The sequence below is a fragment of the Paraburkholderia sp. CNPSo 3076 genome, assembly GCF_026343935.1.
Lineage (GTDB): Bacteria > Pseudomonadota > Gammaproteobacteria > Burkholderiales > Burkholderiaceae > Paraburkholderia > Paraburkholderia nodosa.
Genome location: NZ_JAPMAL010000016.1, coordinates 60,219 through 80,930 on the forward strand (window position 1 = coordinate 60,219; position 20,712 = coordinate 80,930).

The following is a 20,712-nucleotide window of genomic DNA, read 5'->3' on the forward strand; positions in this document are numbered from 1 at the left end:
GCGGGTTCGGTTGATCGGCACGCGTTTAGCGCGGCGCGACGAGCCCGGCCTGCACGGCGATGCGCCAAAGCCCGTGTTCGGTCGCCTGACGCACGAGATGCGCGCCGCTGCATCCGAATGCGGCAAGCGCCATGCGGTAACGCTCGCACAGCGCCTCGGCGCCGATCAGCTGCGGCGCGCAGCCGGCGAGCGCCACGTCGCGCCGCGCCAGCGCCGCTTCGAGGCCCGCCAGCTCGTGCCCGATCACGAGGCCCGAGAGATAGTCGGGCTGCTCGTCGGCGGCGAGCTGGGCCGTGAGGCCGAGCGTGCGCGTGCTGAACGCCGTGGCCAGCAGTCCGACGCAGCCCTGCTCGCGCGCCACGCCCACGCCGCGCAGGAACGCTGCGGTGTCGGGCTCGACGGGATGCTTCATCGTGCGGCCGAGGATCGTATGCGCGCACAGCGCCGCGTAGACCTCGCCCGTCATGAAGGTATAGAAGCGCGCGATGCGCTCGCCCTCCACCACTACCCATTTCGCGTGGGTGCCGGGCAGTCCGACGAGCGCCGTTTGCGGCTCAGACTCGTCGCCCGTTGCCCCAAGCGCGCCAAAAATTTGCGTTTCCTCGCCGCGCATCACGTTGGGCAGCGCACCCGGCTCCAGCACGCCCGGCACCACGGCGACTTCGGCGCCGCACGCGGCGCTCACGCGCACGATGCCGGCCACCAGCGCCTGGGCGCTCGCGGGCGTTTCGACGTAAGGCGCCTGCACCCAGCCCTGGGCGCTGCCGACCATCCCCGCGGCCAGCACCGGCAGCGAGGGCGTTTGCGCGAGCCACACGCCGCACGCTTCGTCGAAGGCGGCGTCGAAGCCGCCTTCTTCGGCGGGCACGGGCAGGTTCATGATCCCCGCCGTCGAAACACGCGTGGCGATCACCTTGCCCGCCGCATCGAACAGATACGCGCGCAGCGAGGTCGTGCCCCAGTCGAGCGCGATGAGCGCGGCTTCGCGAGCGATCGCGCCGTCCCCGGCGTCGATGGCCGCGCCGCTTACAGGCTTCCCGCGCGCTTTCATCGACGAATCCTGCGCGTGGTGGGCTGCGGCGCACGCCAGCCGAGTTCCTGCGAAATCGCACGCGCCTCGCGCTGCACGACTGGAATCAGTTCGTCCATGCGCTCGAGCGGCATGTAGGGAATCGTGCTCGCCACCGAAAGCGCCGCCACGATCGCACCAGAAGCGTCGCGCACGGGCGCCGCCACGCAGCGGATCGAAATTTCGTTCTCCTCCAGATCGAACGTGTACCCGCCCGCCGCGTAAGTCGCCATGCGCTTGAGGAAGGTATCGGGTTCGAGGCTGTGATCGGGACGGAAGCTCACGCCCGCGAGCGTGCGGCGCGACGCGTCGAACAGGTCGCGCCACGATTGCGGCGCGAGGTCGAGCATCATCGCCTTGCCGATGCCCGTGGACGCGAGCGGCATGCGGTGCCCCACGCGCGAGCGCATTTCGAGGCCCCGCTGGCCGGGAATCTTGTCGATGTACAGCACGTCGTCGCCGTCGCGCACGCCGAGGTGGATCGTGTCGAGCGTTTCGTCGGCGAGCGCCTGCAGATGCGGCCGCGCAACGGCCGTGAGCGGCATCTGCTCGAGCGCGATGGTGCCGAGTTCGATGAGCTTCGGCCCGAGCAGGTAGCCGCCCTGCACCTGGCGCAGGTAGCGCGCCTGCACGAGGCTCGAAACGAGACGGTGCGTGGTGCTGCGCGTCGTGCCGAGCACCGCGCCGAACGAGCGCAGGTCGCGCACGCCGGCGGCGGCCGCTTCGAGGATCGCGAGGCCGCGCAGGAGCGTCTGGGTGCCGGCCTGCTGCATCGAGCCGTCGAGCAACGTGCTCGCGACGCCGATTTCATCGGCGGCGGGGCGGGCTTTGGGCTGCGCTTGCGCGGAGGTTGCCGCGGCGTTTTGCACGGGCGCGGCCTCGTCGGGGAGATTCGCGGCGAGTGTGGAAGACATCGCTTTGTTCATGGCGAGGGCGATGAAAGGAGACGATCGAAAGGCGCGTGCCGTCAGGCGGCGCGCGAACCGTGCTTCGGGAGACGGCCCGGCGCGTGGGCGGCCGGAACTCGGACAGGTAGCGGCGGGCGGCGCGTGGCCGCGCAAAGCGCTGGCTGAAGCATGGCGAACGTCTCCTTTGCGGTCCGGTTCGCTCCGCGTCTTGCGCGTGCGCCGGATTTATCTGGGTCTGCCGACGATGTTTGCCGCGCGGTGCAGTCGCGGCTTATCGGATGGACTGGATTGTAGGCAGGTTTTTTCGAGTTCTCCAATATGTGATTGGGTCGCTCATATATTGGGAAAATCGACGAACACGAGGGCGATCTGCCGAATGGCTAATTAGGGACGGAAATGGACGCAGTGCTGCCCCGCCCATGGAGGTCAAGCTTCGCATTACCGCCGCCACCCAGTGCGACGGCAGCACGCAAGAAAAAACGGCTGCCGGGATGACTCCGACAGCCGTTTTGCGCCACACTCGATGAGGCTTTCGCGTATCGCCAGAAGGCGCGCCCTTAGTTCCCGGCCGGCGCCTTGTAAGCCACGCAGTCGACTTCGACCTTGCAGTCCACCACCATGCTCGATTGCACGCAGGCGCGTGCCGGCGGATGCTCGCCGAAGTACTCGCGGAACACCTTGTTGAACGAGGTGAAGTCGCGCGCGTCGTCGAGCCACACGCCGCAGCGCACCACGTGCTCCGCGCCATAGCCCGCTTCCTTCAGGATCGCGAAAAGATTCTGGATGGCCTTGTGCGACTGCTCGACGATCCCGCCGTTGATCACCTCGCCGCCTTCCATCGGCGTTTGGCCCGAGACGTACAGCCAGCCATCGGCTTCCACGGCGCGCGCGAACGGCAGATGTTGTCCGCCCTGGCCCTTGCCGCCTTCCGCTCCAATTCGTTTCATCGTTTGCTCCTTTGAGATCGTGCGGCGCGCGCGGCTTTTTGGGCCACGTGCGCCGGGGTTCGAAATTCGATAGATAAAGCCTGTTTAAAAGTCCGTCGCCTCGGCCTGCGCCTCGCGTTTGCCGCGCGCGACGAAATGGCCCGCGCGCTCGCCCGTGGGCTGCCCGTCGCGGTACGAAAGCACGCCATTCACCCACACTGCGTCGATGCCCTCCGCCACCTGCTGCGGCTTCTCGAACGTCGCCGCGTCGCGCACGCGGGCGGGGTCGAACAGCACGAGGTCGGCGTGCCAGCCCACATGCACCTCACCGCGCTGCGAAAGACCGAAGCGCCGCGCCGACAGGCCCGTCATCTTGCGCACCGCTTCTTCGAGCGGCAGCAACGCCGCGTCGCGTGCGTAGTGCCCGAGCACGCGCGGAAACGCGCCCCACAGGCGCGGATGCGGCAGCGGATCGTTGGGCAGTCCATCCGAGCCGACCATCGTGGCCGGATGCGAAAGAATGCGGCGCACGTCGTCTTCGGACATGTTGTGGTACACGGCGCCCGCCGGCTGCAGACGCTTGCCCGCTTCCTGCTGCGACACGCCCCACTCGGCCGCGATGTCCTTGATGAGCTTGCCCGCCTGCTCCGGGTGCGGCGTGGACCACGTGATCGTGATGTCGATGTCGCCCGTCACCTGCTTGAGATCCAGCGTCGAAGAGCTGCGGCTATACGGATAGCAGTCGCAACCGACCGGCTGATACTTGCGCGCGCTTTCGAGCGACGCGAGCACCTCCGTGCTGCGCCCCCAGTTGGAGGGGCCCGCGCACTTCAGATGCGAAATCACCACCGGCACGCGCGCATGCTGGCCGATGTGGTACGCCTCGTTCATCGCTTCGAGAATCGCGTCGAACTCCGTGCGCATATGCGTCGTGTAGAGCGCGCCGGCGGCGGCAAGCGGCTGGGCAAGCGAGGCGACCTCTTCGGTCGATGCCTCGAACGCCGAACTGTACGCGAGGCCCGTGGAAAGGCCGAGCGCGCCGTGCGCGAGCGCGTCTTCGAGTTGCGCGCGCATGGCCGCGATCTCGTCGCCGGTGGCGGCGCGCTTCAGGTCGTTCATGTGGTTGTTGCGCAGGGCCGTATGGCCGATCAGCGCGCCCACGTTCACGGCAGGCCGCGCTGCGTTGACCGCGTCGACGTACGCGGTGAAAGTCGGGTAGCTGAACGCGTCGCGCTCGCCGAGCAGGTTCATCGGGTCTGGCGGATCGCCCTTGAGCGTCACCGGCGACGCGCTGATCCCGCAGTTGCCGACCACCACCGTCGTCACACCCTGGCTGATCTTGGGCAGCATTTGCGGCGCGCGGATCACGTGCGTATCGTCGTGCGTATGGACGTCGATGAAACCCGGCGCGAGCGCGCGCCCGTTGGCCTCGATCACCTCTTCCGCGAGCCAGTTCGACAGATTGCCGATTGCGACGATGCGTCCGTCGCGCAGCGCCACGTCGCGCTCGACGGGCGGCGCGCCGGTACCGTCGTAAAGCATGGCGCCGACGATCAGCGTGTCGGCGGCTTCGGGGTGCGAATGCATACGCGTCTCCTCAGGATGGCTCTTAGTCACCGAGCGGCTGGCGTTCGCCGCCGCCGCGATGCGCGTCCAGCGTGTGCTTCATGCGGCGCAGCAACTCGCGGCTTTCTTCGGGTTGCGCGAGCGCCAGCTCGGTCACGAGCACGTCGAGTGCCATCATCATCGCGTAACGTGACGACGACGGCTTGTAGATGAAATCGGTCTCGCTCGCGACGATCGGCACGAGCCAGTCGGCGAGCGCGGCGAGCGGCGAAGCCGGCGCGGTGAGCGCGACGAGCTTCGCGCCGTAATCGCGCGCGATGCGGCACGCGTCGACGAGTTCGGGCACGCGCCCTGTTACGGAAAGCGCGACGACCACGTCTTCGGGCGAGAGCGTGCTCGCCACCATGCGCTGCAGCAAGCTGTCCTGGTACGAAGCCACCGGACGGCCCAGGCGCACGAGGCGAAAGCGCATTTCGTCGGCGAGCGCGCTCGAGCCGCCACCCATGCCGAACACGTAGATCATGCGGGCCTGCGCCAGTGTCGCGGCGGCCTGCGCTAACGGCGCCTGGCAAAGCAGCTCGTGGTTGCGCGCGAGCGCCGTGTGAATTTCGTCGTAGACGCGCGTGGCGAGCGGTTCGGCTTCGCCATTGGCATTGGCATTGGCGGCGCGCGGCTTGCCCTCGCCTTCGGAAGCGCCGGCGGCCCCGCCGCGCAGGAAGCGGTCGCCCACGGCGGCCGCCTGGGCGAGCCTCAGCTTGAGTTCGCGCACGTCGTGGCAGCCCACCGCCTTCGCAAAGCGCGTAACGGAGGCAACGCTCACGCCCGCGCGCTGCGCCAGCTCGCCGATGCTCGCGCGCGCGGCGCGGGCAAGATCGTCGAGAATCAGCGCGGCCACGTCGCGCTCGGCCGGACGCAATTCGGGCACGCTTTGCGCAATACGCGCGACGATGTCGAAGCGGGCCGGATCGGCGGCGGTGTTCATTGCAGGGAGTCTGTTAATAAATAACAATTCACGAAGCGATGTTACTTTGTGTACTATCTCCGAGTCAACGCTGGTTCGTAAGACTCCGGCGCAGCTGGGACGCATGAAGCATATGGAGCGAAGGGAAATGAAAGTTACAAACTATCAGAGCGCAACGATCGACCCGAACAGCAAGGGCCTTGGCAACGTACCGGGCGCGAGCGTGCCGCTCGGGGACGCAGGGCGCCTCGAATGGAATTTACTCGAAGAAGACGTGAGCCTGCCCGCTGCGGTGCTTTACGCCGACCGCGTCGAGCACAACCTCAAGTGGATGCAGGACTTCGTCACGCGCTATGGCGTGAAGCTCGCCCCGCACGGCAAGACGACGATGGCGCCGCAGCTCTTTCGCCGCCAGATCGAAACAGGCGCGTGGGGCATCACGCTCGCCACGGCGCACCAGACGCGCGCCGCCTACCGCGGCGGCATTTCGCGCGTACTGATGGCGAACCAGCTCGTAGGCCGCCGCAACATGGCGATCATCGCCGAGCTGCTCAGCGACGCGAGCTTCGAGTTTTTCTGCCTCGTCGATTCGGTGGAAGGCGTGGAGCACCTGGGCGAGTTCTTCCGCGCGTCGGGCCGCACGCTGCAGGTGCTGCTCGAACTGGGCGTGCCGCGCGGCCGCACGGGCGTGCGCGACGCCGACACGCGCAACGCCGTGCTCGCGGCGATCGCGCGCTATCCCGACTCGCTCAAGCTGGCGGGCGTGGAAATCTACGAGGGCATCCTCAAGGAAGAAAGCGAAGTACGCACTTTCCTGCGCGACGCGCTGAACGTCACCCAGGAACTGGCCGCCGCCGGTCGCTTCGCGCGCACGCCCGCGCTGCTTTCGGGCGCGGGCTCGGCCTGGTACGACATCGTCGCGGAAGAGTTCGCGCCGGCCACGCAGGCAGGCACGATCGACGTGGTGCTGCGCCCCGGCTGCTACGTGACGCACGACGTGGGCGTCTACAAGCAGGCTCAGTCGCAGATCCTCACGCGCAACCCCGTGGCGCGCGAGATGGGCGTGGCGCTCCTGCCGGCGCTGCAGCTTTGGGCCTACGTCCAGTCGATTCCGGAGCCTGGCCGCGCCATCATCGGCTTCGGCAAGCGCGACGCCGCATTCGACGCGGGCTTTCCTGAGCCGTCGCGCCACTATCGCCCCGCGAATGGCGGCGTGCCGCGCGAAGTGGCGGCAAGCGAAGGCTGGGAAGTGTTCCAGATGATGGATCAGCACGCCTACCTGAAGATTCCGGCGGGCGCGGACCTCAAGGTCGGCGACATGATCGCGTTCGACATCTCGCACCCCTGCCTCACGTTCGACAAGTGGCGTCAGGTGCTGATGGTCGATGCGAAATATCGCGTGACGGAAGTGATCGAGACGTTCTTCTGAGCGCAGCGTGCATCGGTGCAGGCTCAACCTGCTTCGGGCTCGGCCTCCTGAGCCCGCGCGAGCGCCGCCGCCGTGGCCGCCTCGCCGATGCGCGCCTCCATCATCCCCAACGCGCCCGACAGCGCCGCGAGCACGTCATCGGGCAGCGACATCGTCACGTTCAGGAACGCGTTGCGGCGCGGCAGGCCCTCTTCGATCACGGCACGGCCGGCGCCGGTCAGCGTCACGTTGGTGATGCGGTTGTCGCGCTCGTCGGCGCGGCGCGCGATCCAGCCGAGCGCCTCCAGCGCCTTCAGTTGGCGCGTGAGCGCGCCCGGGTCCACCCGCAGCCGCTCGACGAGCCGCTTTTGCGACGACTCGCCGTCCTGCTCGTAAAGCGCCAGCAGAATACGCCAGCGCGGCAGCGGATGGCCGACCTGCGCCTCGAACGCCGACATGAACGTCCGGTAGGTCCGTCCAAACTGCTGCACGATGGCGATGCGATCCTGAATTTCCATGCTTTGTTTTCCTGCCGGCTTGATTGCCGCGCGTTTGCCGGTGTCCGTGCCGGTACCCGCCAGGGGCGGAACGTCTCAATCCGCGTGAATCACGGGTTCCACCTTGCGCTGCAGCTTGACCGGCGGCACACGCCGGGTTTGCCAGATCGACACCACCGCGATCGCCGCCGCCACGGCAATGCCCAGGTGAATCGCGCCCACCAGCGCCTCGCGCGCGGCTTCGAGCAGCGGCGCGCCATTATGCCCGGCGTGTGCCAGATCGGCGATCAGCGAAGCCTGCGCGTCCCGGTTGATGAGGATCTGCGGGTCGGCGAGTTGCGGCAGCCAGTGCGTGGCGTGATCGGCGTCCAGTGCGCGTTGCACGCCGCTCGAATAAAGCTGCGTGACCATCGTGCCGGTGAGCGCCGTGCCGATCATGCCGCCGATCATCCGCAGCGACTGCAACAGCGCTGTGGCGATGCCCAGATGCTCGCGCCCCGCAGTCTGCTGCGCGAACACGGTGAGGTTCGGCATGACGAAGCCAAGGCCGATGCCGGCCACGATCATGAACGCCATGAGCAGGCCGCGCGGTGTGCTGCGCGTGGCGAGCGCCACGGCGAAGCAGGCCACCGCGAGCATTGCGAAGCCGATATAGAGCATCAGGTTCGGATTGCGGATGCGCGAGACGATGCGCCCGTTCGCGATACTGCCGATCGTGATGAACACCACGAGTGGGGTGATGACGACGCCCGCTTCCTTCGGCGTCATGCCGAAGCCGCCCTGGAACAGGAGCGGCGCGTAAAACAGCAGCGAAAACATCGTGAAGCCGCCCAGCACGGCGAGCGTGAAGAGTGCATTCAGACTCGCGTTGCGGAACATGTCGACGGGCAGGATGGCCTGCGGGCAGCGCCGCTCCCATTGCCAGAGCGCCCAGCCGGCCGCCAGCGCGAGGGCGAGCAGGCCGATGGCCGAAGCGCTGAGACCGTGCCCCGGCAGACGCTCCACGAAAAGCTGCAGGCTGCCGAGCGCGACCGCGATGAGGAGCGCACCCGGCCAGTCGAGCCGCATGCGCGCCTCGTGTGCGACGTGGCGCAGATGCGGCAGATACTTCCAGACGAAAAACAGCGAAAGCAGGCCAACGGGCAGATTCACGTAAAACACGGAACGCCAGCCGTAGTACTGCGTGAGAAAGCCGCCGAGCGACGGCCCGACCGCATTGGCGATACCGAACGCAGAACTCATGAGCACCTGCCAGCGCAGGCGCACGACCGAATCGGGGAAGAGGTCGGGAATGCAGGCGAACGCCGTGCCGACCAGCATGCCGCCGCCGATGCCTTGCAGCCCGCGCGCGATCACAAGGAACAGCATGCTGTTGGCCGCGCCGCACAGCACGGAAGCGGCGGTGAAGACGACGATCGACGCGATCACGAACGGCTTGCGCCCGTAATAGTCGCCGAGCCGCCCGAAAATGGGGACGGTGATGACCGAAGTGAGCAGATAGGACGTGGCGACCCACGCGTAAAGCTCGAAGCCGCGCAGTTCGGAGACGATGGTCGGCAGCGCGGTGCCGACGACGGTCTGGTCGAGCGCGACGAGCATCGTCACGAACGAGACGCCGAGCATCGCGAGCAGCGACTCCCGGAACGGCAGAACCTGCCCGCTCGAATGTTGGGCAGCAGTATGAACGGCCATTTTTTGATCCAGCAACGATTGACGCGTCAAGGATTGGTCATCATAGCACGGCGCGATCCACTACACTGGGGCGTCGAACGGCGGCGATGCCCCGTCGTCGTTGCTGAAAATCCGGGAGCGCAATGGAACACACAACCGAACCCACAGCCGCAGATCCGGCCCGCGCGGTCGCCGCCGCGGCCTTCACCGAGACCGATCTCGAAGCGCTGCGGCGCGCCAAACATCAGCTCGAAACGCCGCCGCTCGGCATGAAGCTCGCGGCGATCGTGGGGGCGCCGGTGGAAAAGTTGATCGCGCGGCTACCCGGCGTCGCGAACGACAAGGTGACCGACGCGACGCAAACCGCGCTGCGCAAGTGTCTGCAGCTCGCGCTGAAGACGCTCGGCAAGCAAGGCGCCCTCTCCACGGCCGAACCGCGCACGAGCACGAAGCCGAGCAACCTGCTGCACAAGTTCGCGGTGGCGACCACGGGCGCGGCGGGCGGCGCGTTCGGCCTGTTCGCGCTGCCGGTCGAGTTGCCCGTCACGACCACACTGATGTTTCGCTCGATTTGTGACATCGCGCGCAGCGAAGGCGAGAATCTCGCCAGCACCGACACGCAGCTGCAATGTCTGACCGTGTTCGGCATGGGCGGCCGCTCGGCCGCCGACGACGAAGCCGACTTCGGCTATTTCATCGTGCGCGGCGCGCTCGCGAAGGCGGTATCGACGGCGTCGTCGGAAATGGCGACGAAGGGCTTCGCCGCCCACGGCTCAACGGCGCTCCTCAAGCTCATGCAGACCGTGGCCGCGCGCTTCTCCGTGCAGGTGAGCGAGCAGGTCGCGGCGAAATCGATACCGGCCATCGGCGCGGTGCTCGGCGCCATGGTCAACACCGTGTTCATCGACCATTTCCAGCAAGTGGCGCATGGGCACTTCACTGTGCGCCAGCTCGAGCGCCGCTACGGCGAAGCCGCCGTGCACGCGGCCTATGACGCGATCGACGTCTCACTCGATTGAGGCGGCTGCGGTTTCTCGTCGCCGCGCGCCGGCACAGAGGTCACGCGGCGCACGAAGCTCGCGGCGACGTCGAGCGTGCGGCGCGCTTCGGGCATGAACGGCGCATAGATCGGCCAGATGTGCGGCATGCCGCTGGCGATCTCGCACTCCACCGCCACGCCGGCGGCGCGCGCGCGCTCGGCGACGCGGCGCGTGTCGTCGAGCAGCGTTTCGGAGCTGCCCACGAAAAGGCTGAGCGGCGGCAAGCCGCGAAAGTCGGCATAGAGCGGCGACACGTAGGGATCGGTCGCACTGGCCGCGCCGAGGTAAAACGGCGCGATGCGCGCGAATACCGCGCCGCTGAACATGGGATCGCGCCCGTCGTTCTCGCGTATCGAAGCGCCCGTCGCCGCAAGATCGGTCCAGGGTGAAAAGAGCACGGCGCCGGCAGGGAGCGCGTCGCCTGCGTCGCGCAAGGCGACGAGCGTCGCAAGCGCAAGCCCGCCGCCCGCCGAATCGCCGCCAATCACGATCGAGCCGGCCTGCGTTCCTTTTGCCAGCAATTGGCGATACGCGGCCAGTGCGTCGTCGAGCGCGGCGGGAAACGGATGCTCGGGCGCGAGGCGATAGTCGAGCGAGAAGACATCGGCGCCGGCGCGCTTGCCCAGACCAAACGAAATCGCGCGCTGCGAGCGCGGCGAGCAGAAGTAATACCCGCCGCCATGCAGATAAAGGAGCGTGCGCTGCGCGGGCGAGCGCTCGCGGATGAGCCACTCGCCGCGCATCGGGATATCGGCAGCGTCGTACTGTTCGCGCAAGCGCCAGCCGCTCGGCACGCCCGGCGTCCAGATGCGCCTCGCCGTCAGCATGCGCACACGTGCGACGTTGATCGACTTGCGCGTTTGCGGCAGAAAAGTGCGGCGCAAGAACCTGCAGATCAGCCTGCTTTGCCAGCTCATCGGCTCAGTCCTCCGCAGCACTCAAACTGGGCTCAACTAGCACTCAGCGGCGGTCAATCGATATCGTCCCGCAATCAGACTTCGATTGCGGGAACGCGCGGCGCGCGCAGTACGGCGAGTGAGGCGAACAATCGAGCGCCGGTCAATTGGCGGGCAGCACCTGGCCGCGAATCTCGCCTGACGGGTTCTGCGCCGTATGAATGTTGAAATACCACTGGCCACCCATCAGCTGGGTGACCTGCTGCTCGTTGAGCGTGGCGTGGCCCTTGATCGGACTCGCCAGTTCGCCCTTCGGAATCGGTACCTGCACGTCAGCGTTCTGCCCCACGGGCGCCGGGCCGTGGAAGTGCGCGGCGGCTGCCGGGCCGGAGAGGCCTTCGTAGGTGATCGTCCAGTTCAGCGCTTTCGTGGACGTGTCGAAGGTGGCGTTGAGCATGCCGTGGCCCTGGCTCACGCGCGGCGGGACTTCGCTGGAAGGTTCGAGATCGGCTTTCAGCGCAACGGTATCGGCATACGCGGCGCCGGACGCGAGCACACACAGAGCGAGAGCGAGCTGCAGCGGACGAAGCAAATTCATGGAATTTCTCCTGTTTTTGTGGCGCGCTGCACCAGAAGGCGCAAAACCGCGCTCTCACATGCTAGAGCAAATCCGCTGGGCGCGTCCGCTGCGCCGATGTCGGCCCAACGTAAGCTGCCTGCAATAAAAAAAGGCGCCGCAAGCAGCGCCCTTCAACCCAAGTACTACCTTCCTGCCATCCGGTGTACGACGCCACCGAATTCCTAGAAGCGGTGACGAAGACCCGTCGTGATGATCCCCTGGTTCTTGCTCGACGAGACGCCGCCGTCCGACGTGTAGCCGACTTGCGTCAGGCCCACGGCGTTCGCGCCTGCACCCCACATGCCGACGCCTTCGAGGTACACGTCGGTGCGCTTCGACAGCGCGTAGTCGGCTTGCAGCGCGAACTGGTGCCAGTGCGCCGAGTCGCTGCCGTTCGCGTCGAGCACCGAGCCGTTCGCGTTCGTGTAGGTGTACATCGCGCCGATGCCAAGAGCCGGCGTCAGGTTGTAGCGGAGGTTGCCTTCGATGTTGTTGAAGCGCAGCGAATTGCCGAGCGGGTCATTGACGCGCGACTGCGTGAACACGACGCCGCCGATCATCGGACCATAGGTGTAGCTTGCCCCCGCCCCCCAGTTGCGCTGGCGCTCATTCCCACCGAGCGCGCTGAGCACGCCGAGCGTGTTCGAAATCGGCGAACCCTGGACAGCGCCGCCGCCGTTGGCATTCACGCCGTTGATCTGCGTGTAGGCCGCGCCAAGACGCAGGCCCTGGTACGCGTAGCTCATGCCGGCGCTATACGCGCGGTTGACCGCGAAGCCGCCAGCCTGGTTCGAGAACGCGTAGAGGCCGCCGAACTGGAAGCCCGAGAGGTTCGGGCTTGTGTACTTGACCGAGTTGTTGAGCGAGAACGTGCCGTTCAGGTCATCGTTGTCGAGCAGGTGCGCCGTGTAGGTGCCGCCCCACGTGCCCACCGCGGTGAGCGGACCGACGTAGTCGATCATCGAGTCGAACTGGCGACCGAACGTGAGCGTGCCGTACTGGTCGTGCGTCAGACCGACGTACGCCTGACGATTGAACAGGCCGCCGTTCAGCTGGCCGTTCGCGACGTCAAAGCCGCTTTCGACGGTGAAGATCGTCTTCAGACCGCCGCCGAGATCCTCGACGCCACGCAGGCCCCAACGGCTCGCCTGAACGTTGCCGCTCGTCATCGCGAAATTGCGGTTGCCGTTGATGTTGGTCGTGTAGGTAAGACCCGCATCAACAATTCCGTAGAGCGTGACGCTGCTTTGCGCGTACGACGCCGATGCAAAAGTCGCAGCGACTGCCGCCGCGATAGCCAGTTTCTTTTTCATATGCTTCCTTCGATGCAAGGCCTTTCGGCGAACCTGAATGCCGGTGCCGGCCTCACGCCGGCATGGCGAATCCGCAGCGCGGTGAATGAAGCGCCGCATTGATTTGCATAGCGAAGTTTATGGGCACCACTATTGGCGAAGCACCCGCCACCTCGACAAAAGCCTTTTCGAATTAATCGAATTCGCTGGCGACAAAACCCTCAAACCCTTGCGACTCAAAGCTCCCGACTTATCTTGTTTTTCTCTTTCCCGATCATTCCATTCGGTATCCCGATAAAGCGTTGCAGTCGGGCAACACCCCCAATTCGGGATAAAGCATCATTCGGACGAGTCCCATTCCGCTCGCCCGACGTGCATCGGTAATATCCGTCCCGGCAAACACCAGTCCGTCTCTTCCAACTTCAAAGTTTTCATCGCAGCACCCATCCCCCCCGTGTCCGCGCTCCCCAAAAACATGAATCAGCTTCAGGCCATGCGCGTGTTCGTCAGCGTTGCCGAGCACGGCTCGTTCGGCCGCGCGGCGATGAGTCTGAACATGTCGAACGCGGTGGTCACCCGCTACGTGGCGTTGCTCGAAGCCCATCTGGAGACGCGGCTCATCAACCGCAACACGCGCAGCGCGTCGCTTACCGAAGCAGGCGCCGCCTATGCGCAATGCTGCCGGCAGGTCCTCGACGATCTGGCACGCGTCGAAACGCATATCGCGCATGGCGTGTCGGTGCCGTCCGGTACGTTACGCGTCGTTGCGCACGCATCGTTTTCGCTGCACGATCTCACGCCGATGTTCAAGTGCTATCTCGACGCGTTCCCGAAAGTCCGACTCCTGCTGACGCTGCTGCACCGTCCGGTCGACTTGATCGAGGAAGGATTCGACGCCGGCATCGTGGCGCCCCGTCAGGTGAGCGGCGGCACGCTGATCCGCCGCCCGCTTTTGAGCGTCGCGCCGGTCGCCGTCGCCTCGCCCGCCTACCTCGCGAGCCGTGCGGCGCCGCAATGCCCCACCGATCTCGCCCGCCACACGCTGCTTGCGCCTTCCGCCGATATTCACGGCAACGAATGGCACTTCGAAGGCCCAGGCGGCGAGCGCAAACCCGTGCTGATCGAGCCGGCATATGCCGTGAACAATTCTGTGATGCTGCGCCAGGCCGCGATCGCGGGGATGGGCATCACGATCCTGCCAGCAAACCAGGTGGGCGCCGATCTCGCAACCGGCCAGCTCGTGCGCGTGCTCGCCGGGTGGGAGATCCGCGACGCCGACAAGGAACTCTCGCTCGTCTACCCCGGCCGCCGCCACGTTCCGGCAAAAACACGCTCGTTCGTGGATTTCACCGTCGAATGGTTTCGCCGGCACGACACTGCCGCAGCAAGGGCGATTACCCGCACTTCCGGTAATAGTTAATTGATCGAAATTATCTCGATTTCTCGTCGCGCGGCGACTAAGCTAGGAACTGCGAGAAGTGACTCTTCATCGAAGGGTCTCCAAGCTTGAACGCGGCTTCGGCCGCGTTTTTTTTCGCCCGCTTTTTGCCCGCTATTCCCCTGTGCCCATCGATTTCCTGATGTAGATCATTCACGCGAGCAGCGCGGCCTGCTGCTCGATTCCAACCAGCATCGCCTGACAAGTGCGCATGAGCGCATAACCCTCCTCACGCAGTTGCCCGGCAGTGTGACTGTTCATGTGACCGCGAAACGTTTCGAGCTCGGCGAGCAGCGCAGGGTATTGCAGCACGCCCACCGCACCGGCAAGCCGGTGATGCCATTCGCGCAGGCGCGCGACGTCGGCTTGTTCGAGGAGCGGCGGCAAGGCGTCCAGGTCGTCGCGCATCGCCGAAACGAACGAGCCGAGCAGTGTCTTCACGGTCGCCTCGCCGCCCCAAACCTGGATCATGTGCGTGAGATCCAGCGGCTCGAACGTCCGTGCGTTTGCAGGCTTTTCCGCGAGCTTTCCGCCGCAACCGCCGCGCCCCTGGGAAGCCGATTTCGAGGCCCCCAACGCTGTTTGCCCCGCCCCTTGTCCGTTCGCGCCTGCCTCGCGCGTGGCTTCGTCCTGCAGGGTGCGCTGCATGCCCTCCACGCCGAACCAGCGCGCGAGATGCTCGCGAAGCGTGGCCACGCGAGTGGGCTTGACGAGGCAATCGTCCATGCCCGCTTCGCTGCACTGACTCATGTTCTCGGGCGCCGTATTGGCCGTGATGCCGAGTATCGGCAAGCGCCGCGCGCCTTGCGCCTTCTGCTCCATTTCGCGTACACGCCGCACGAGATCGTAGCCCGATACGTTCGGCATATGACAGTCGGTGATCAGGCAGGCGTATTCGCATTCGGCCAGCGCGTCGAGCGCCTTCGCACCGTCGTCGACGACGTCGCACGCGAAGCCGATCAACGCCAGTTGATGGCGGATCAGCTCCTGATTCACGGGATGGTCCTCCGCCACGAGGATGAGGCGGCCGGCAGCGCGTTCCTGCTCGCGATCGGGTGTGGGAAGTGTCGTTTCGACATCGGTGGCGGGACGCGACGGGCTGGCAGCCTTGACCGGCAGCCCCGCCAGCGCCAGCGCGCAAACGGCGCTCAAGCCCCGCCAGGACAATGGGTTGACGCTCACGCGCACGCCGCTCTCAGCCACGCGATAACCGCTGGGCTTCGGGTTGTCCGTCAGGCAAAGTACAGGCGCACCGAGCTTGCCCAACCGCCCGGCCAGCGCTTCCGACACGAACACCAGATCGGCCTTGTCCGCGCTCGCGGCGCGGGCGAGGTCCGCTGGCGCGACGCGGCGCATTTTCATGCCGAGCGCCGAGCCGAAATGCATCAATGTGTCGGCGACGTTCGCGTCCTCGCACGCCACGAGCGCGCGCTTGCCGCGCAGCCCGGCGGCCGTGCCGCTACGCACCTCGACGGGCAATTCGATATGCAGCGTCAGGCAGGTGCCGCGATCCACTTCGCTCTTCAGTTCGAGCGTGCCGCTCATCAGCGCCGCGAGCTTGCGGCAGATCGTGAGGCCGAGCCCCGTGCCGCCGAAGCGTCGCGTGGTCGAGGTCTCGGCCTGCACGAACGGCTCGAAGAGCTGCGCCTGCGCTTCGGGCGCAATGCCGATGCCCGTGTCGGCCACCGCGATCGACAGCCGCTGGCAGAGAGGCGCGCCGCCGTGAGCGTCGACATCGCGTGCGCGAACGTGCACGCTCACCTCGCCCGCCGGCGTGAACTTGATCGCATTGCTGAGCAGATTGAAGAGGATCTGCCGCAGCCGCACGCTGTCGCCGCGCAACTGCGCCGCGACGTCCGGCCCCACATCCACGCGCACCTTCAGCCCCTTCTCGTGCGCACGCGCGGCCAGCAGCCCGACGGCGTTGTCGACGAGTTCGCGCACGTCGAGCGGCTGCGAGTCAATGACGAGATGGCCCGCCTGGATCTTCGAGTAGTCGAGCAGATCGTCGAGTATCTGCAGCAGCGCCCCCGCCGATTCGTGAACCATGTCGACCATTTGCGCCTGGTCCGGGTTCAGCGGCGTGCGCTCGAGCACTTCGACGAGACCCAGCACGCCGTTCATCGGCGTGCGGATCTCGTGGCTCATCATGGCGAGAAAATCGTCCTTCGCACGAGAGGCCGCCTCTGCGATATCGCGTGCGTGCTCGAGTTCGTCTGCGCGCGCGTGCTCGACGCTCGCATCCAGCGCGTAGCCGCTCCAGACGATCGCGCCGTCTTCGGCGCGGCGCGGCGCGAACTCCGCGCGCACCCACACGAACCCGGCCGCGCCCTGAAAGCGGAACTCGGCGTGCACGGGTATGAACCGGCGCGCGGAGCGTTCGAGCCGCGAGGCAAGGCGCGCGCGATCATGTCGACCCACCCGCGAGAGATCGACCGAATGAGCGCGGCGAAGCTCCTCGACGGTGTCGCCAAGGAGCCGCTGCGTGTCGCCGCCAATGTACGGAAACGAGTAGCGGCCGTCGGGCGAGCGGCGCAGCTGGAACACGATCGCCGGCAGCGAACCCGTCACCTCCGAGAGAAGCCGCTCCGATTCGCGCTCGCGCAACTCGGCGCGGCGAATGTCGGTGACATCGATCATCGTGCCGAGCACGCAGAACGGCGCGCCCTGCGGGTCGCGGCACAGGCGCGTCCAGAAAATGCCATGACGAGCCTCCCCGGACGCGTTCTCGAACGTCAACTCGACGCGCTGGCACTCCCCCTCGACGATCGTGAGCCGGTAGAGATCGTCCATGCGGCGGCTGTTTTCGGGCCCCCACGCCATCACGGCCGAACCCGTGCGCCCGAGCACCCGGGCGCGCGCCAGGCCGGTCGATTCTTCGTAGGCGCGATTGATCGCGAGATAGCGGTTTTCGAGATCCCGTGCGCCGAGCGGATACGGGATCATCTCCATCATCGTGTCCTGCAGTTCCACCTGGCGCGCGAGCACCTGCTCCGCGCGCCGTCGCCGGTGCATCTCTCGCTGGAGCAGCACGTAGGCGCGCAGCGTGACGAGCAGCAGCACGCCGAACACGATCAGGAGCGGCAGGAGCCGCAGCGCGTTTACAGTCCAGCCGCCGGCCTGGGTGGAGACGGCAGCGGTCCAGCGATTGCGGATGCGCTGCTGTTCGACGTGTGGCATCGCGTCGAGCGCGCGATTGATGAGCCGCGCGAGCGGGGCAAGGTCGCAGCGCACGGCGAATGCCGTCGAATCGTCGACACCCACCGCTCCCAGCACCTTCAGCGAGTCGAGATAGGTGCCGCTGAGCGGCTCGTCGAGAGCGGCCGCGTTGCCCACCAGCACATCGGCCTCGTGGCGACCGACCATTGCGAGCCCCGCGTCGAGGCTTGCGGTACGCACGACCTGCGTACCCGGCAGCTCCCGCATGTCCGGCGTGTGCGGCGCCAGCACGATGCGGCGTCGCGCAAAGTCGGCAAGCGAACGCGCCATCGGCTCGTCGCGGCGCCCCACCATGACGAGCGGATAGTGCTCGAACGCTTCCGTGTAGGCCACGCCGGAGCCGAACACGCCATCGCCCAATGAGGTCGCGGCGAGCGCGATCTCGCCACGCTCCATTGCGTCGCCGGCGCTCGTCCAGGGAGAAATAGGCACTCGCTCGAAGGTAATGCCGAGGGTGAGCCCCAGATAGCCGAGATAGTCGGCGGCCATGCCCGACGGCTTGCCAGCCTTGTCCGTGAAGCTGAACGGGAGCCAGCCGCTGTCGTAGCCCACTTTCAGCGGCGACAAGGCGCGCAGCCACGCGCGCTCGTCGGCGCTCAGGCTGAACCCGGACGGCAACGCCTCTCCGGGCGCGTCGCCTTTGAACCAGCGTGCCCGCTCGGCGGCCGCCGCGGCAGGCCGCACGCCAGCAAGCAGGAGGTCCAGCCGATCACGCAGGTCCGACCTGGAGACCGGCACGGCATAACGCAACTCGCGCACGCGCTCGCGCTCCTCGAAGGCGACGCGCAGATCGCCGAATTCTTCGAGCGTGAGCTGATAGCGCGCCATGGGCGAAAAGCCCGCATAGACGTCGACCTGACCCTGAGCGACGGCGCGCAGCGCCGCCTGCGTGCTCGCGAAGGCTTCGAGGCGTGCCTGCGCGAAACGCTCGCGCAATACCGATTCGAGGGCGTCGCCACGCTCGACTGCAAATGTCGCACGCGCGAGGCGCGCCGGCTGGGTCGCGAGCGCGGTGTTCCCGGCTCGCGCGACAAATGCCGTGGTGCCGTTCAGATACGGCACCGTGAAAGCGAGACAGCGCTCGCGCGACGGCGTCCGCGCGACGCTCATCACGATGTCGATATCGCCTGCGCAGGCCGCCGCGAGCAACGCCGGCATGTCTGCAAAGACGCGCGGCTGAAGCATGACGCCGGCACCGGCGAGAAGGCGCAGATAGTCGGCGCTGAAGCCGGTGAGCGTGGCGCCGTCGAGCACTTCGAGCGGCGCCCGGCCCCCCTCCACCACGCCGACGACGAGCTCTCGCGGCAACGTCGCGGCGACCTGCCGCGAGAACGCGACGCCCTCGTTTATCCGCTCACACGAAGTCGCAGCGCTCGCCGCCGCCGCGGAGAACGCGAGCAGCCATGCCGCGGTAAGCGCGCCGAGGTACGCGATCACGCACGCGAGTCCGCGCCCCCGCCACGATGCAGCCGGGCGCGCGCGAACACAGAAGATGCGGTGAATCGACTTCATCGGCGCACGGCAGACTGGATTTCAAAGGTCGTCGCGAGATGACGTGGCGCAAATGCGCGAGCGCCGGCTCACGAGGCGGTAAACCACGCCAGCCGCAGCTCCCCCCAGCAACGGCGCCGCCCAGAAGAGCCAGAGCTGATCGAGCGCCCATTCGCCGACGAACAGCGCGGGACCGGTCGAGCGCGCCGGATTCGCGCCCCCGTTGCTGACCGGGATGGCGATCAGATAGATGGCGGCAAGGCAGGCTCCAACGGCGAGCGCCGCCGTCTTGCGGCGTGCGACCGTACTCGACATCAGCAGATGGAAGAGGACGAACACGAAGGTCGCCGCCAGTTCCAGGAGGAATACGGCGGCGAGGGCGTAGTCGGTCGGCGAATGATCGTCATAGCCGTTGCTGCCGAGATCGGACACCGCGACGGAGAAACCCGGGCGCCCGCTCGCCACGCGTACGAGCAAGGCCGCGCCGAGAATGGCCCCGATGGTTTGCGCCGCGAGATAGGGCCCGGTATCGCGCACCGGAAAGCGCCCGGAGACCGCATAGCCAATCGTGACGGCGGGGTTGAAGTGGGCGCTCGCCGCGCGCGCGGCGGCGTAGTTTGCCACCGTGAGCGCGAGCCCGGATGCCGCCGCCATCTCGAAAACGTTGAAGCCCTGGGAGGGCGGGCTCGCGTTGAGCGCCGTGGCTGCGCAACCCGCGAACACGAGCCACGCGGTACCCGCACCCTCGACCGCTAAACGCCTACCGAACTTCATCGTTTCCTCTCCACATCCGGACTACATCCCGGCCTGGGTCCGACCTGACCGTCGTTCGATCGCATTCCCGGGTCGGCAATATCTGACGAGCCATGCGTCGAACTTGGGATTATGGAGAGACGATTCCCGCAATCAGATAGGAGAACTCTTAAAATGCTGGGCGCATTGCGCAAGACAAGGCCAGGGAAAATCCGGCCGACGCAGGAATAACCTGGGGACGCGCGCCACCTGGGGATGAATCAGGTCAGCCCCACCTGCATGGCGAAGTCGCTCAGATCGCGCTCTGTGACGAGCCCCAGCTTGCGCATCGTGCTGCGCTTTTGGGCGCTGATCGTTTTGCCGCTGCGCTGAAACCGCTGCGCAATCTGACGCACCGACATACCCTGCGCGTACAGCTGGAAGACCTCCCATTCGCGCGCGCTCGGCACACCCGAGCACGGGGCGCACGCGGCGCCGGCGCGCGCGAGCGTTGCGCGTGCGTGGCCCGAAAGATACGGCGTGCGCTCGCGAGCGGCTGCAACGGCGAGCAGGAGATCGTGCGCGACGTCGCGCTTGTCGACGATGACGTTCAGGCCGTGATGCAACAGGCCTGTCAGAACGGGCGGCGTCGACACCATGCTCAGGACGACGACGGCAGGCGTGCCTCGTGTTTGCGCGAGGCGCCGCAGCAAGGTGAGGGAGCCATATTCGCCGTCCAGCCCCGGCATGCAGAGGTCGGAAATGACGACGTCACAGTCGGTCGTATCGAGCTGCGTGGCAAGCTCGAGCGTGTTGCCGGCTTCGCCGACGACGAGGGCTCGATCCGTTGCGTGCAGCAGGCTGGCCACGCCGAGCCGGATGCACGCGTGGTCGTCGGCAACGATCACGCGCAGCGGCTTGCCCGTGCGAAGCGCGCCTTCTCGACCGACCCGGATAGCGTGCATGGGAGATCTTGCGT

16 protein-coding genes are annotated in these 20,712 nt (G+C 66.7%); 3 read left to right on the top strand and 13 right to left on the bottom strand.

The genetic code is table 11. The features are described from left to right. Positions 1-25: 25 nt before the first annotated feature. The 5 genes from M3A49_RS19295 to M3A49_RS19315 form a co-directional block, all read right to left on the bottom strand. The gene (locus M3A49_RS19295; RefSeq protein ID WP_266230245.1) at positions 26-1,051 is read right to left on the bottom strand and encodes a 2-dehydro-3-deoxygalactonokinase; all 1,026 of its coding nucleotides are present in this window, start codon (positions 1,049-1,051) and stop codon (positions 26-28) included. Then, positions 1,048-1,995 carry an IclR family transcriptional regulator gene (locus tag M3A49_RS19300; protein WP_266230247.1) on the bottom strand — a complete coding sequence of 316 codons (948 nt, stop codon included), beginning with the start codon at positions 1,993-1,995 and terminating at the stop codon, positions 1,048-1,050. Before M3A49_RS19300 ends, M3A49_RS19295 begins: the two co-directional genes overlap by 4 nt. Positions 1,996-2,534: 539 nt before the next feature. Continuing rightward, positions 2,535-2,924 carry a RidA family protein gene (locus M3A49_RS19305; protein ID WP_266230249.1) on the bottom strand — a complete coding sequence of 130 codons (390 nt, stop codon included), beginning with the start codon at positions 2,922-2,924 and terminating at the stop codon, positions 2,535-2,537. Between the two features lie 84 nt (positions 2,925-3,008). Further along, positions 3,009-4,490, bottom strand: coding sequence for an N-acyl-D-amino-acid deacylase family protein (locus M3A49_RS19310; RefSeq protein WP_266230250.1), 1,482 nt, complete (start codon positions 4,488-4,490; stop codon positions 3,009-3,011). Between the two features lie 22 nt (positions 4,491-4,512). Continuing rightward, positions 4,513-5,451 carry a MurR/RpiR family transcriptional regulator gene (locus M3A49_RS19315; protein WP_266230251.1) on the bottom strand — a complete coding sequence of 313 codons (939 nt, stop codon included), beginning with the start codon at positions 5,449-5,451 and terminating at the stop codon, positions 4,513-4,515. A 127-nt stretch (positions 5,452-5,578) separates the two neighbouring features. Here M3A49_RS19315 and M3A49_RS19320 point away from each other — a divergent pair, with 127 nt between their 5' ends. Next, complete coding sequence (locus M3A49_RS19320) at positions 5,579-6,859, top strand: amino acid deaminase (protein WP_254352489.1); 1,281 nt, start codon at positions 5,579-5,581, stop codon at positions 6,857-6,859. A gap of 23 nt (positions 6,860-6,882) precedes the next feature. On the opposite strand, the gene M3A49_RS19325 is transcribed toward M3A49_RS19320, so the two are convergent. Then, the gene (locus M3A49_RS19325; protein ID WP_266230252.1) at positions 6,883-7,356 is read right to left on the bottom strand and encodes a MarR family winged helix-turn-helix transcriptional regulator; all 474 of its coding nucleotides are present in this window, start codon (positions 7,354-7,356) and stop codon (positions 6,883-6,885) included. Between the two features lie 75 nt (positions 7,357-7,431). Further along, positions 7,432-9,027: an MDR family MFS transporter gene (locus M3A49_RS19330; RefSeq protein WP_266230253.1), complete on the bottom strand. Its 1,596-nt coding sequence runs from the start codon at positions 9,025-9,027 to the stop codon at positions 7,432-7,434. Positions 9,028-9,149: 122 nt separating this feature from the next. Between M3A49_RS19330 and M3A49_RS19335 the strand changes: the two genes are divergently transcribed. After that, positions 9,150-10,025 (top strand): EcsC family protein, encoded by an 876-nt coding sequence (locus M3A49_RS19335; protein WP_266230254.1) that lies wholly within the window; start codon positions 9,150-9,152, stop codon positions 10,023-10,025. On the opposite strand, the gene M3A49_RS19340 is transcribed toward M3A49_RS19335, so the two are convergent. From M3A49_RS19340 to M3A49_RS19350, 3 genes are all read right to left on the bottom strand, one after another. Next, entirely contained in the window at positions 9,995-10,963 is a 969-nt protein-coding gene (locus M3A49_RS19340; protein WP_266230255.1) for an alpha/beta hydrolase, read from the bottom strand. The genes M3A49_RS19335 and M3A49_RS19340 overlap by 31 nt on opposite strands. Before the next feature lie 142 nt (positions 10,964-11,105). Further along, positions 11,106-11,540 (bottom strand): CHRD domain-containing protein, encoded by a 435-nt coding sequence (locus tag M3A49_RS19345; protein ID WP_254335749.1) that lies wholly within the window; start codon positions 11,538-11,540, stop codon positions 11,106-11,108. Positions 11,541-11,743: 203 nt separating this feature from the next. Then, positions 11,744-12,874, bottom strand: coding sequence for a porin (locus M3A49_RS19350; protein WP_266230256.1), 1,131 nt, complete (start codon positions 12,872-12,874; stop codon positions 11,744-11,746). Between the two features lie 454 nt (positions 12,875-13,328). On the opposite strand from M3A49_RS19350, the gene M3A49_RS19355 reads away from it, so the two are divergent. After that, complete coding sequence (locus M3A49_RS19355) at positions 13,329-14,273, top strand: LysR family transcriptional regulator (protein ID WP_266230257.1); 945 nt, start codon at positions 13,329-13,331, stop codon at positions 14,271-14,273. Between the two features lie 171 nt (positions 14,274-14,444). Here M3A49_RS19355 and M3A49_RS19360 read toward each other — a convergent pair whose 3' ends face one another. From M3A49_RS19360 to M3A49_RS19370, 3 genes are all read right to left on the bottom strand, one after another. Beyond that, entirely contained in the window at positions 14,445-19,022 is a 4,578-nt protein-coding gene (locus tag M3A49_RS19360) for an ATP-binding protein (protein WP_266230258.1), read from the bottom strand. Between the two features lie 21 nt (positions 19,023-19,043). Beyond that, a complete protein-coding gene (locus M3A49_RS19365) occupies positions 19,044-19,775 on the bottom strand; it encodes an aquaporin (protein ID WP_266230259.1) in 732 nt (243 codons plus the stop codon). A 239-nt stretch (positions 19,776-20,014) separates the two neighbouring features. Then, the gene (locus tag M3A49_RS19370) at positions 20,015-20,698 is read right to left on the bottom strand and encodes a response regulator transcription factor (protein WP_266230260.1); all 684 of its coding nucleotides are present in this window, start codon (positions 20,696-20,698) and stop codon (positions 20,015-20,017) included. Positions 20,699-20,712 lie beyond the last annotated feature (14 nt).